A 13,867-nucleotide genomic window follows, 5' to 3' on the forward strand; every position below is an offset into this window, starting at 1 on the left:
ATTTCTGAAGGATTTGTGCGTTCAATTTTTTACGCATAATTATAAAATCACAAATAATAAAGTTAAAAAAATAGTACCTACACTTCCCTATAGATTATCTAAAAAATAATTGCTGACATCCAGAAGAAGCTATAGAAATTGGGAGAGCCTAACAAAACCACATAAAACATTTAGTTTCGATTTTAGTTTCACTCAAATTAGTGGAATATTTAGTGTATTTTACATTTGTAAAGACATCTTGATTTATTAGTAAGTATTTTTTTTATAATACGTCGCAGTATACTCTATAATGAGATCGTTACAGAAAATAAGATTATGACATTTGAAACTAATGATCTAATAGGACACTTTGACACCTATTTTAAACAGGAGTAAATGAATAATACCACATAATCTTAATTTGTTGAACACATCAAAGATAATTCACTAGAATGGTTTGTTAATTGATGTTATAAAATATACATCCATTAAATCACAGAACTATGCTTCTTGATGAAAATATTTTATTGAAATATGGTGCAATCGTTGCAGAATATGAACATGGTGAAGAAATTTTCAATGAAGGTGGTAGTCCCAAATATTATTTCCAGATAAGAACAGGGATCGTTGAACTTAATAATTATGACGTAGATGGAAAGGAGTTTACTCAGCATATCTTATTCGAGGGTCAAAGTATTGGCGAGTCATTTCTTTTTGCCGATATGCCGTACACCGTTAACGCCATTGCAAAAAGTGCTTGTGACATCATAAAAATTTCAAAATATTCATTTTTAAAGTTGCTGGACGAAAATCCCGAAATTTCATTAAAATTATTTAAACTTATTGCGGAAAGACTTTCTGATAAGTATTCCATGATGTTTACTCTAATATCACAAGAGCCTGAATCAAAAATTAAAAGTATTTTAAATTATTTAAAGAAGAATTCTAATCATGATAGTCCATTTACTTATGAAGTCCCATTGACTAGAAAGCAGATCGCTAATCTAACAGGACTGCGTGTCGAAACTGTCATTCGAACAGTCAAAAGAATGGCAAATAATAACAAGTTAAAAATCCGAAACAGAAGAATTTTCTGTTAAGAAAATATTTAATACCAATTAAGGTCAAACAAGTTTTAAATTGTATTCAATATTCTTATTTAAAAAATTGGAAAGAACCTAAAGACGAAAAAAATGATGTTATAATGAGGCTTTAGTCAGAGAAAACAAACAGTATTAGACCTCACAATCAATGGAGAAGAAGAAGGTTTATATTTTTGTGATAATAACAGTTTTTAGTTCCCTTTGCGAAAATGATTTATTGTTCAAGATTCAAAATTCTAAAAATTACTTTATGGTTCGAGAGATGTGCTATAGTTGGATAGTCGGAGAACATTTTTTCATATATTTATAAAAAATTAATGACTTATGGAGAAAAAAGTAGTGCTTATTCAGGATGATGAACAAATATTAGACCTAATGGATCACATATTGACCAACGAAGGTTATGATGTTACACCATCATTAACTACCGAGCCTATTGAGAAGATCGACGAGATCAATCCTGACATAGTTATTGTAGATGAGTACATCAAAGGAGATAAAAGAGGAACTGAGGTAATTGAAGAGTTAAAGTCCGATCCTACTACAGAAGATGTTTCAGCTGTATTGACCTCCACTTCTTCTGAATTATGTAAAAAGGCTGAACAATGCAAAGCTGATGACTTTATTGAAAAACCTTTTGATATTGATCATCTGGTAGATGTCGTTAAGAAAAACACTTAAACTTCGGAAGGTGCTGTGCAATTTAAATCATACACATTACAATATGCTTCGACGCAAATAAAGATCTTTTGCCAAAACTTTTATATGTGTATGATATCAGAATTGGTATATCTTATAATTGCATTTTTCGTTCTATGGTGACGTATCTTTAAGCTTAGCTTTAATTCAATTTTACTCATCCTGCAAACTCGATAGTATCTTCAGCATATCTATCCCTTTACCTAAGACAGGCTTGAAAATATCACCGACATCCGCTACACGTTCTAAGGCATTAAAAATAGTAAAATCACTCATCTTTAAACCTTTTTTAACTTCGTCCCAGTTGAGAGGCATAGATACTGTTGCACCTGCTTTAGGACGAACGGAATAAACAGAAGCAATTGTCGCATGCGGCCTGTTCTGAAGAAAGTCAAGGTACATTTTTCCTTTACGGTCTGATATCTGTCGCTCAATGGTAGTTATTTTGGGAAGTGCTTCGTGAACCAATTTAACGATGACCCTAGCAAATTCTTTACTTTGTTCATAGGTATATTTATTTCCTAAAGGAATATAAATATGAAGTCCCGTGGAACCGCTTGTCTTGCAATAACATGGTACACCCATATCATCCAAGATCTGCTTGGTAACTTGTGCCGTCTCTATCACCTGGTCGAAAGTATTTTTATCAGGATCCAGATCAATAATGCAATAGGTCGGATGATCAGGTTTCTTCACCGTACTATTCCACGGATTCATTTCAATACACGCAAGATTGGCCATGTAAAGAAGAGTTGCTTCATCACTTCCTACCAAGTACTGTTTTTCTTTTTGATCAGTATCGCTGTGATAAATATATCTCTCAATCCAGTCGGGAGCCTTTCCCGTAATATCTTTAAAATAGAATCCTTCTTCGTTAATACCGTTAGGAAATCGGTTCATACTCTGGGGACGCCCCTTTAGATATGGCAGTATGTATGGAGCCACCTGGTAATAATAATTGATCAAATCTCTCTTTGTTATTTTATCATCCGGCCAGAATATTTTATCGAGGTTGGTAAATTTCAGTTCATGCCTGTTCACATTCTTTACCTGAGTTGCTTCATTGGGATTAAGCAGTGTTTTTCTCTTGCTGCTCTGACGTGGCTTTATGATCGCATCCTTATCTACAATATTTCGAGCTTTGGTTTCGGTTTCAAAAACTACTTTCTTTGCGTTCTTATCATTTCTCATGCCTTCAAATGAGGGATGTCGCATGACACCGTCACTGGTCAATTCAGTATAGGTGATCTCTCCTATCAGTTTAGGTTTTAACCATGTTACAGTGGCATGAGGCGGATTGGGACGGAAGCGGGATGGCTTGTTAACATCAGGTTCTTCTGAAAAAGGAACCTTGTCCGTAATGAGTGGCTCAAATTGATCCATCATTTCTTTCTGCATTTTAGCATTAAAGCCTGTTCCTACTTTTCCGGTATAGATCAATTCTTTACCAGCATATACGCCTACCAAAAGGCTGCTGAAGAGCTTATTGGAATCATCATTGAGTGTAAAGCCCCCGATGACAACTTCCTGCCTTTTATTGGCTTTGATTTTGAGCCAATCCTTAGTTCTGTTTTTTGTATGATATAAACTATCTTTTCTTTTGGCCATAATGCCTTCTAAACCCATTTTCTTAGCGGCTTCTAAAAATTCAATACCTGAAGTATGGAAATCCTGGCTGATGAGTACAGAATCATTTTGAGGTAATACTTGTTCCAGAACTGCCCTTCGGTCTGTTAATGGAAGTTCCTTTAAGTCTTTGCCATCATACCAGAGGATATCAAATACGTAATAAACTAGGTCTCCGTCCGCTTCGCTTCGCCAGTTTTGTAAAGAACCAAAATCTGCGGAACCCTTTTTGCCAAGAACTACCACCTCTCCGTCAATAATAGCTTTAAGCTTCATCCGTTCTAATTGCTGCTGGATAGGATAAAATTTTTCAGAAAAACGTTTGTTATTTCTCGATTTCAGCTCAACATTTTTTCCGTCCATAAAAGCGACTGCCCTGTAACCGTCCCATTTTATTTCGTACAGCCAATCATCGCTTTCAAAAGGCTGATCGACCAATGTAGCCAGCATCGGTTCTACCTCATGATAGAATTTTTGTTCAGCAGTCTTTTTTAATAACGTGCTGACTTTTTTGGAAGCCTTTTTTTTCTTCGGAGCTTCAGCATTGAGTTGTGAATCCACCAGTTCAGGCGCTGTTTCACCAACTGTCTTTTTATCTTTCTTCGTACTGTCAACTTTGACAACATTTTGACCATAAGTCCTATCCGGTGATTTCTCCATCTGGGCAATAGTCTTCTTTGAAATAACTGATTTATCCTTTAAAGTTATATCATCTGCTGTGGCATATCGATCAGCGAGCTTCATCAGAAGCCATCCGTTCTCCCCTCTTCCATACGCTTTAACCAGGGCAAATTCACCCCTTAACTTCTTGCCTTTCAGTTTTATTTTCAGTTTTCCTGAGTACAGTTGATGTAATAGATTTTTCTCCTGTTTTTTTAAATCCCCGTCTATGGGTTCTGTCGGCTCATAAGTTCCTTCATCCCAGACGATAACCGTTCCCCCACCATACTGTCCCTTAGGGATGATCCCTTCAAAATTTTTATAGTCATAAGGATGGTCTTCAACCATCATCGCAAGCCGTTTGATATCTGGATCAAGCGATGGTCCCTTGGGAACAGCCCAGCTTTTCAGTACGCCATCCATCTCAAGACGAAAATCATAATGCAGATGCGAGGCATCATGCTTTTGAACAACGAATCGTAGTTCTGTGCCTGAAGGTTTACCTCCGAAAGGTTCAGGCGTCTTATCTTCCGATCTTTTTTTATGGTAATCTGATAATTTCATGATATTAGCTTTTTAGATAATAACATCTTTCTGACAAGGCCAGAAAGTTGAGATGCAATAAGCGCTTTCTGTATAAAGCTGCTGGAATGAATTTATTTTTTGTGCTTTTCCTTTAAAATACGCTTCAAGTACTTCTGTGGTTGGATCCGGTCGCTCGGATAGCTTCCGTAACTGCCTGAGAACTGACATTCATTTATCTTTGAAATGACGGATCTCATAATTTTCAGAACTACTGACTTTGCTGCAATCACGCTGGTCTTTTTTGGATTTATTGTTAGCCATAACATTTATTTTTATCGTAACAGGAACAAATAAAATGCCAGCAAGTCCCTTGTTATCAATCCAATAATAAAAGTTCTATGATGTGGTATCAAAATTTCATTGATTACTAATAAATCTTGAAGGAAGAGTACGGAGAGTCTCCGAACTTCACTTGATCCATAAATTTTAAATGTCTATATCTAAAGTGTACCTCAAATCAATAGATAATGCAAAATAACAATACTTTAATAATATTCTGAATGATAAGAAATTATTTAGGTAAAAATTTATTTTCAACAGTATATTCCTGAGATGGAATTTTTTTTAATATGATATTTAAAATTGCAATCCAAATCGTCGAAAACAATAAAGACAGGCAGGTTATCCCGAGACCCTGTTTATATAATCCATATTCGATAATTCCCGTTTTATAGGCAACAGAAAGAGCTAAAATCCCGAATTCTCCTGTCTGCGACAACAGCGCTCCACCATACCAGCTTTCCTTCCAATTATGTTTGAGAAAACGGAAAATAATTGCAGACATCACACTATTACTGACCAGCACGAATAAAGTACCCAAAAAAATTACCGTATAATTTTCAAATAAGAATTCAATATCAAGGCGCAGCCCTATTGAAACAAAAAATAACGTAACAAAAAAAATCTTAAAAGGCATTAACGAATGTTCGAGCCAATTGAATACTTCCACTCTCCCTACAATCACACCAGCGATAAAGCTTCCTAATGCTGCGCTCAAACCGCTTTCTTCAGCAATCAATCCGAATCCGAGACATAATAGCAATCCCAAGAACACCTGCAAATCATGATCGTATTCAATAGTGGCAAATGTTCTTGGGAGTGTTATTTCCCGTGCCTTGCGAACTTTCTTAATCACATAAAAAAAGCTCACACATAATGCTATCGGTAAAAGGATCCCGGTTAGATTAAAGCCATCCTTGTTCCATGTTTTGAGTACCGTCAGAACCGGGGCTAAGAGCAAATCTTGGAAAATCAACATATTAAGAACTACAATTCCCAATGCTGTTTGTAATGTATTATGCTTTTTTAAAAACTCACTAACGACCGCTGTACTGTTAAACATGAAAAGAATTGTCATCATCACAATGCTGTTTGCTGAAAGTCCGATGGTATAACCAACCAGTAAAGCACATAACATACTAAGTATTATTTTCAGGCCTTGTGCTATTATAGGTTTGATAAGGAGGCTTCGATTGTCAGGAACATTAATTTCCATTCCCAAAAAAAACATCAAAAGAAGAATTCCTATTTCGCCAACAGCTTCTATTTCATCGGGACTGGAAAACACTCCCAAAACATATGGCCCCATAATTATCCCGGCAATAATGTATGCAATCAGGTAAGGCTGATTGTATTTCTTAAGAAGGAAGATCATTCCTAAAATGATAAGGCTCAATAAACATATAGACCACAGTAATTCATTCATATATTATCGCTTTAAACATTAACAATGATTTAATATGCTGATATGTAAAATTGGTTTTCCATGTGGAAAACCAATCTGTTCATTAAGGAAAATGTTATTGAATATCAATCACTCTTCGTGCGGGCTTTTTAGCGTCTTCAGTTTTAGGAATTGTCAGCTTTAACACTCCATTTTCGTATTTAGCTTCGATATGCTCTTCATCAACAACATTTTTCGCAAGTTCGAAACTTCGCTGAAAAGACTGATAACTAAATTCTCTACGAGTATACTTTTCATTTTTTTCTTCCATTTCATTCTTTTTGGACGAGGAAATTGTTAGAAGATTACCTTCCAGCGAAATTTCAAAATCCTGCTTTTCCATTCCTGGTGCAGCAAGTTCAACGTCAAAACTGTGCTCATTCTCGCTAATATTCACAGAAGGGATTGTGCTGAGCGTGGAAGAATAATTGTTATTGCCCCAGTTAAAAAGTTCGCGGCTGAAAAAGTCATCGAACAGTGTACGTGGATTTGCAGGGAGCAAACTGCCATTGTTTCTTTTTACGATTGACATAACAAACAATTTTAAATGTTAAACAATAAATTTTATGTGATCACAGTACAAAATTTTCAAACAATATGCCAACCGCAGAATTGGAAAAATTGTCAAGCGCATTGTGAAATTTTGTCCTAACTTTCATCGAAATGAAAGAAAATTAATTCTGCTTCACAATGCCTTGTAAGGTTAATTTTATTATTAAATTTAAAACACAGATATCATATGATATGATATGATATGATATGATATGATATGATAAGAAATGCTAAAGTTTCTTAAATAAAGAAATCAATTTACTTTTATGAAGCGATACTATTCTAGAAGATATTTTCACAAAGCAAAAGCAGCGTGATAAAGATCCTTATTGTCATGTTAGAAAATAATTTTAGAAAAGTTCTTCAAAAAAACAATAGCTGTCATTTTTGACAGCTATTGTTTTTTATATATTCAACTTTTATTTCATAGCAGCCTTCACTTTCTCAGACTCCTTCAAATGATTTTCTAAGGTAGGAATAGTTTTAGTTGCAAATGCTTTTAAGTTAGCATCCGTTCCGTCTGCAGACTGTTTTTTAAAAGCTGCAATATCTTTTTTATGATCATTAACCATCATATCAACATACGCCTTGTCAAAATCAGCTCCTTTTTTGGCCGTTAAATCATCATGCATCTTTTGTTGGGCAGCATCCATGGATGAAGGTAGAGAATAATTTACAGTAGCCGCCCACTTTTTAAGTTCTTCGTTCGCCATTTTGTGATCTTTTGCAATCTTTTGTCCTAAAGATTTTACAGAAGCATTGGTAGCATTTGTCGCAGCAAACTCTCCCATCATTACTTCCATCATTCCACCTTTAGCTGCGGCATCAACAAAAGTTTTGTCTTGATCACTTAATGCCTTTGCATCATTTACCGTATTTGAAACGGTCGCCGAGTCATTAAGAGTTTGTGGGGTATCCGTCGGAACAGTAGATGATAGGTCTGTCGAATCTACTGAACTATTTGTAGAGACAGAATCTTTTTTGTTGCAAGATGCCAATGCAGCTACTGCTAACAAGGTCAGAATTGAATTTTTCATAATAAATATTTGTTTGGTTTAAATTAAAAGCAATTTTATCTATCGCTATTTGCTACAACCATCAATTTTTCTGCCAAAGATTCTATATGAGTCTTTATTAATCAAAATAAATGAAAAGAAAATTGTAAAACAATTTTATGAAACTTTACATTGATGATAATGTGAAACAATTTTCATCATAAACTTATCCCAATTAGAATCCCTATGGTAATATTATTACATAGTCTTAATGCTACTTCATATTGATCAAAACGGCATGGTTAAAAAAAGAGCATTTAAGATTCATCTTTAGTTGTTCAAAGTAAGTTTTTAAAACTAAAAATTTACTCTAAGATTAGCCGGGAATTTTAATGATAAGGTGAATGTAAGAGTATCTTCTGTAATTTCACAGTCTGCCTCGGAGAAAGTTCCATCGTCATTGACAATTTGAACATGTTCTATCCTATAGCCTATTTCTTCTTTTGGAATTTCAATCCAATATTCCTGCTGTTCTTCATTAAATGACAGATGTTGCTTTGTAAACTCTATAAAATTCATTATTTTTTCTTTTTAGTTTATGTAATTAATCTTTTAGTTGCTTATCAGAAAACTAATGCCAATGCAAGAAACTAATGCCAATGCAAGAAGTTTCAACCATCTTATTAATTCTTCTGCAAATGCTATTCGGATATGGAATGCCATGAATGATTATGAAATTAATACTACCCCATTTCGCAGCCTGTTCTAAGCTGTTTACACTCAAAAAATATGTCAATTTGAAAGCTCCAATTACTGCCGCTGATATTTGACTGTTTTTGTGATGTAAGACATATTGATAAGTTTCTGCTTGTTTTTGAATAACAAAATACAAGCCAGTTTAGCGGGTTATCAATTTTGGTAGATAAATTTAACTTCAAAGAATTAATTTAAAGCTTAAGCAGATGATAAGAACATTACTAATTCCGACGGATTCTTCGATTTTTTCGGTAACCATAGGAGTGTACAGGTAAACAGCATATATTGAGTGAAAATTGATTATGTTGCAGCGGAACATATACATTTTCTGAAATATATGAAGGTATTTAAATACTATACAAACACTTAGTCAATGAATGATTTAATATTTTTATTATTTATAGAAATTTGCTGTTACCTTAGCATATGATAAGACTGTCTACACTTAATTCATTAGAATTCCTCTATGTTTACAATTTGTTCAATCACATCTAAATTTAAGATTATTGAAACGATTAATTGACAATTAATCGTTTCAATAATCTTGTCATAATTTAATACAAAATTAATAATAGCATGGTTTTTGTTAAAAGATTCTTAGTTCTAACACATCTATGACCTAGATAGATGAATAAAGAGGGTTAATTATTTATGAAAACTGTATGTATCCTAGAGGACGAGCCTGCTATCAGAGAAGTATTGGAATTCCTTCTATCGTCAGAAAACTATCATGTTTTACCATTTTCCAGTATTAATGAGTTTAACAACAGAGACTTAACAATAGTTCCTGATCTATTTCTTTTAGATGTAATGCTTACAGATGGCTTTGGTACTGATGTTTGTAATGCTATCAAAAATAATGTATCAACATCTCATATTCCTGTGATGATGATGAGCGCACATGCCAAGCTTTTTGAAATGGAAAAAGTTTGCATCCCTGATGAATTTATAAGCAAACCTTTTGATCTAAATGATATTGTAACAAAAGTAGGACGCTTAATCAACACAGATTAAGAACTTATTCCAATTTAAGTTGGCGATTATTTCCACTTGGAAAAAGATTGAGAAATAAGAAAATATTTCTCAATCCGATTTTTCTATGATGTAACATAACCTTTAACTGCAATTGACCAGTTTTATCTATTTAGCTACGTGTAAGGCCACAGTTTCTGCAATATTTGCTGAGATACAATTACAATAATAGGTTCCATCCTGATCAATTTTAATAGGTTAACCATCTCTTACAACGTATAAGCCTTTATAAAACTTCTAGGCATCCCTTATTTAGGAAAGGAAAAATGAAGAAAAGCTGATGATACACTTTCTGCAAATGAAATTATTTGTTTCGCTGATATAAGCTATTCAATGACAACCCAAATAGGTTATTCAATTCATTACTGCTGATGTTCTTAAAAATATTGTCGGAAGATTTGATAGTCTTAATCTTAATAGTTAAATAATAAGTTCCTTTCTAGTTTCATATAAGAGTTTATTCTTTTATTTCAAGTGTCAACGTTTCTTAGCGAAGATGTAAACCCATTTAAGAATTAAAGAATAATGTCCATAAAGGTATAATTTTATAGACGTTTTTATCAGTCATATTGCAGTAACGATCTTGAAATAATTTAACTTCTTCCTTCTTTTTACCTTAATTTGTCTAATAATTGCCCATACATTTTTATTGTTGTGCTTTGGTCATTAGAAACATCTTGTATAAAAATCTTTGAAAATCCACAGCTGTTATATTCATTAAGCCATTCCAAATGATCATTTGGATTAGAAGAAATTCTGATTATATCTTTAACCTGTGCGATGGTTACATTTTCAACTGCACTGTCAAAATCTTGCGGTGTCCGAATCTCTGACTGAAGTTTTCCTCCTAATACGGCATGACGCCAGTTATACCATGCTTCGTATTCCGCCTGATGCTGATCTTCATGATAAGAAGTGATTGCCTGCAAGACCATTGATTCCTTATTACCACCACCCTGCTCGTATGCATAGATAAAATCCTCCTGATCTTTTAATGGCTTCACAACCGTAATGATGCCGTCACTACAATCTGCAAGTTCATGTGCTGATTCATTAGATAGTGCTGCAACAAAAAGTTGAGGCTGGACTTCCGGAACAGTATACAGCTTTGTATTGTAAACATTAAAATATTTTCCTTCAAAGTTCACCGTTTCGCCACGAAGTAAGTTTCTAATAATAGTCATGGCTTCTTTTAGTCTGTCATTCCTTTCTTTTTTTACAGGCCAATAATTATTCGTCACATGTTCGTTAAGATTTTGCCCACTACCTAAAGCAACCCAAAATCTCTTTTTGTACATGGTGCCCAATGTCGCAATATACTGTGCGATCACCACCGGATGGCTTCTTTCTGTAGGAGAAGTAACAACTCCAAAAGGTAGATTGCACGTTGCCATAGCAGCTCCCAGCCACGGCCAGGAGGCTATCGAAGCTCCCTGCCTGACACTCCAGGGATAAAAATGGTCTGAACATGTAATTTCTGCAAACCGGTAATTTTCGGCAATTTTCACATGTTCCAGATGTTCAGAGGGAGTATATCTTTCCAATGAGCAATGATATCCAATCAATGATTTCATAATTATATTTTATTGTGATTTGTTCTTTTTTTTATTTTATTACGCCTGGTAATAAACCTTATAGCCAGCTTTTTCATAGCGGCTCTACGCTTCCTTTACCCATACACTGACTGATTTATGATTAACCCAAAATAGGGCTTTACCATTTTCATCAGTTTTTATTCTATCATTCCGGTTTCCGAGGAAATCGATATACACAGAATTTCCATGCTGAGCACCCAAGTTAATTTCCTGTTTATTTTCATCGTCATTTGATAGGATAACAATACAGCCGTCATTTTCCGTATTACCTTTTCTGATAAATGCTATACAGTTCTTTTGATTAAAATAATTAATCTGTTTTCCGTAAGCATACGATCGTCTTGCCTTCAAAAGCTTTGGAAGAATTGACACCTTTGGAATTCTTACATGAATTTCTTTGCCATCTTTCATATCTCTATATTCTGCTCCAAACAGATCCGGATAAAAAACACAGGGATACCCCTCTTCCGTAAGCAATATTATCGCATACGCCAAAGGTTTAAACCAGTCTTGCACTGCAGACTCGAGTGCCTGAAGCTTCTGCGTATCGTGATTCTCCACAAATGAGACTGAAAATAAAGGCTTCTCTGTTAAAAAACTGCCCTCCAATATTTTAGTAAGGTCATAAGCTTTACCTTCTTCCGATGCTTTAAAAAAATTGTAATGCAGAGGCACATCGAAACAGGAAATAAGGTTTTCCATTTGATCAGAAAAGTATTTGATTTGATCTGCTTCATCCTTCCAGAATTCACCAAGTATAAAATAATGAGGATTAATTTCTGTCTTGATATAACGAATCCACTCATATAAAAATTCTGATGAAATATGTTTCAAAGCGTCCAGCCTCATTCCATCTACTTTCGTCGTTTCAACGTACCATCTGATCCACCTTTTCATTTCTTCAACGACATGAGGATTTCGATATTCAACATCAGCACCCATCAGGTAATCGTAATTACCCAGTTGATGGCTTACTGCATCTGTCCAATTTTCACCATATTTATTATGAATTTTAAAAATTCCATTTTCTAACTGCCCATTCTTATTGATTATATCTATTCCACTGAAACATTCATAGTTCCAAATAAATTTTGAATACGAACCCGCCCTGCCCGGAAATGTAAACCTTGTTTTTGCAGTGGCAACAAATGAGTCAGATATTCTCTTATTCCTGTCCTCATCATCTACCTGATGTACGGTAATTTTTTCTTCCTCGTCTCCTCCTAGCCTATGATTGAGCACAATGTCAGCATATACGGAAATGCCAGCCTCATGTGCTTTTTCAATCGCATGCAGATATTCTTCCTTTGTGCCGTAACGTGTTGCAATACCTCCCTTTTGATCAAACTCCCCCAGATCGTATAAGTCATACACATCATATCCACGGCCTTCTTTACCCAAACTGCATTTATTGGCAGGAGGAAGCCATGCTGCCGTAAATCCCAAATCCTTTAAATATTCAGCTTTATCCGCAAATTCCGTCCAGAGATCTCCCTTGTGGTACCAATGAAAAAACTGTATAATTACTCCGTTCATACAATACATTATTATATAGCTTTTAATTGTTATTTAAGATATATTAAGGTCTTGCAATCAGAATTTAGCAGAATTCCGCAGACACTTTAAACTATACTTTAATTTACATACTGTAAAGCAATTAAATACTTTTCGTATCATTGCTTTGGCTTACTGTATCCATTTTTCCTTCTTCAAAATTAAACCTGCAGTTGTCTGTCAACAGATGAACTTTAAGGTTTTCAGCATATACCGGGCTGCCTTCACTTGCTTTAGAAACGTTGGTTTGTGTCACTTCTTTTGCGCTGATGACCACAACCATCCCCGAACCCTTGCAGGTTGCCAAGTGTCCTTTCTCAATAAGCAATGCTGTATCTTCTCCAAGTCCTAAACCATAGAGGTCTCTGTTCAATAGTACTGCGTGAGACAATCTTCCGAATCTTCCTCTGTGTACAAAATGAGTATCGACGAGAGCGTAATTGAGCAGACCGAGGCCATTGCCAAGGTCGATGTCGTTGTCAAGAATGGCTTCGCCATTTTCAGCTTCACTAATGATGACTTCAGGCATACACATTGCCCCAGCACTTGTTCCTGCAACCATAAAACCTTCTTCATTGTTGTATTTATCTTTTAATAATTGTACTATCGGAGATTTCACTAGCGTTTCGCAAATTCTGTTCTGATCTCCACCGGTAAAGAATACTGTCTTTGCCTGACGCACCCTTTCTATATATTCTGTATTCTCGGAACCATCACAAACGTGCATAAATCCAAAATTGTTAAAACCTAATTTGGAAAAAGTTTCCGTGTACGTTTTTTTTAGGTCTTCAGGTTCAGAACTGGCTGTCGTAATAATTTCGATACGGTCATTATTTGAGGCCGCTAAAAGTCTAAGAATTTCATAAGGAGAAAACTTGCTGTTACATTCTTTCATTTCAATATGATTATCGCTTCTGTCTTCTTTACCTCCGATAATCAGTAGTTTACCTTTAATATTCATAAATCGTAATATTTTGGATTATTCTTCGACAGACTCAGAAATATACT

General features: G+C 34.8%; 11 protein-coding genes. 3 read left to right on the top strand and 8 right to left on the bottom strand.

Features of this window, described 5'->3' with window-relative positions; translation table 11 throughout:
• The first annotated feature begins 482 nt into the window (after window positions 1–482).
• Complete coding sequence (locus BM371_RS05955) at window positions 483–1,079, top strand: Crp/Fnr family transcriptional regulator (RefSeq protein WP_034672396.1); 597 nt, start codon at window positions 483–485, stop codon at window positions 1,077–1,079.
• Between the two features lie 327 nt (window positions 1,080–1,406).
• On the top strand, window positions 1,407–1,763 hold the full coding sequence (locus BM371_RS05960) for a response regulator (RefSeq protein WP_034672397.1): 357 nt from the start codon (window positions 1,407–1,409) through the stop codon (window positions 1,761–1,763).
• Window positions 1,764–1,934: 171 nt separating this feature from the next.
• Here BM371_RS05960 and ligD read toward each other — a convergent pair whose 3' ends face one another.
• The 5 genes from ligD to BM371_RS05985 form a co-directional block, all read right to left on the bottom strand.
• Entirely contained in the window at window positions 1,935–4,631 is a 2,697-nt protein-coding gene (gene ligD, locus BM371_RS05965) for a DNA ligase D (protein WP_034672398.1), read from the bottom strand.
• A 532-nt stretch (window positions 4,632–5,163) separates the two neighbouring features.
• Complete coding sequence (locus tag BM371_RS05970; RefSeq protein WP_074958554.1) at window positions 5,164–6,357, bottom strand: cation:proton antiporter; 1,194 nt, start codon at window positions 6,355–6,357, stop codon at window positions 5,164–5,166.
• 94 nt (window positions 6,358–6,451) lie between these two features.
• A complete protein-coding gene (locus BM371_RS05975; protein ID WP_034672400.1) occupies window positions 6,452–6,907 on the bottom strand; it encodes an Hsp20/alpha crystallin family protein in 456 nt (151 codons plus the stop codon).
• A 439-nt stretch (window positions 6,908–7,346) separates the two neighbouring features.
• Window positions 7,347–7,964 carry a DUF4142 domain-containing protein gene (locus tag BM371_RS05980; protein ID WP_034672402.1) on the bottom strand — a complete coding sequence of 206 codons (618 nt, stop codon included), beginning with the start codon at window positions 7,962–7,964 and terminating at the stop codon, window positions 7,347–7,349.
• A 315-nt stretch (window positions 7,965–8,279) separates the two neighbouring features.
• Window positions 8,280–8,501: a hypothetical protein gene (locus BM371_RS05985; protein WP_034672404.1), complete on the bottom strand. Its 222-nt coding sequence runs from the start codon at window positions 8,499–8,501 to the stop codon at window positions 8,280–8,282.
• Window positions 8,502–9,329: 828 nt separating this feature from the next.
• On the opposite strand from BM371_RS05985, the gene BM371_RS05990 reads away from it, so the two are divergent.
• A complete protein-coding gene (locus BM371_RS05990) occupies window positions 9,330–9,692 on the top strand; it encodes a response regulator transcription factor (RefSeq protein ID WP_034672405.1) in 363 nt (120 codons plus the stop codon).
• 629 nt (window positions 9,693–10,321) lie between these two features.
• Here the strand turns inward: BM371_RS05990 and BM371_RS05995 are convergent.
• From BM371_RS05995 to BM371_RS06005, 3 genes are all read right to left on the bottom strand, one after another.
• Window positions 10,322–11,284 (bottom strand): TIGR03557 family F420-dependent LLM class oxidoreductase, encoded by a 963-nt coding sequence (locus BM371_RS05995; RefSeq protein ID WP_034672406.1) that lies wholly within the window; start codon window positions 11,282–11,284, stop codon window positions 10,322–10,324.
• A gap of 84 nt (window positions 11,285–11,368) precedes the next feature.
• Window positions 11,369–12,841: an alpha-amylase gene (locus BM371_RS06000; protein ID WP_034672407.1), complete on the bottom strand. Its 1,473-nt coding sequence runs from the start codon at window positions 12,839–12,841 to the stop codon at window positions 11,369–11,371.
• A gap of 121 nt (window positions 12,842–12,962) precedes the next feature.
• Window positions 12,963–13,820: a cyanophycinase gene (locus BM371_RS06005; protein ID WP_034672408.1), complete on the bottom strand. Its 858-nt coding sequence runs from the start codon at window positions 13,818–13,820 to the stop codon at window positions 12,963–12,965.
• Window positions 13,821–13,867 lie beyond the last annotated feature (47 nt).

Source organism: Chryseobacterium formosense (assembly GCF_900116415.1).
Lineage (GTDB): Bacteria > Bacteroidota > Bacteroidia > Flavobacteriales > Weeksellaceae > Chryseobacterium > Chryseobacterium formosense.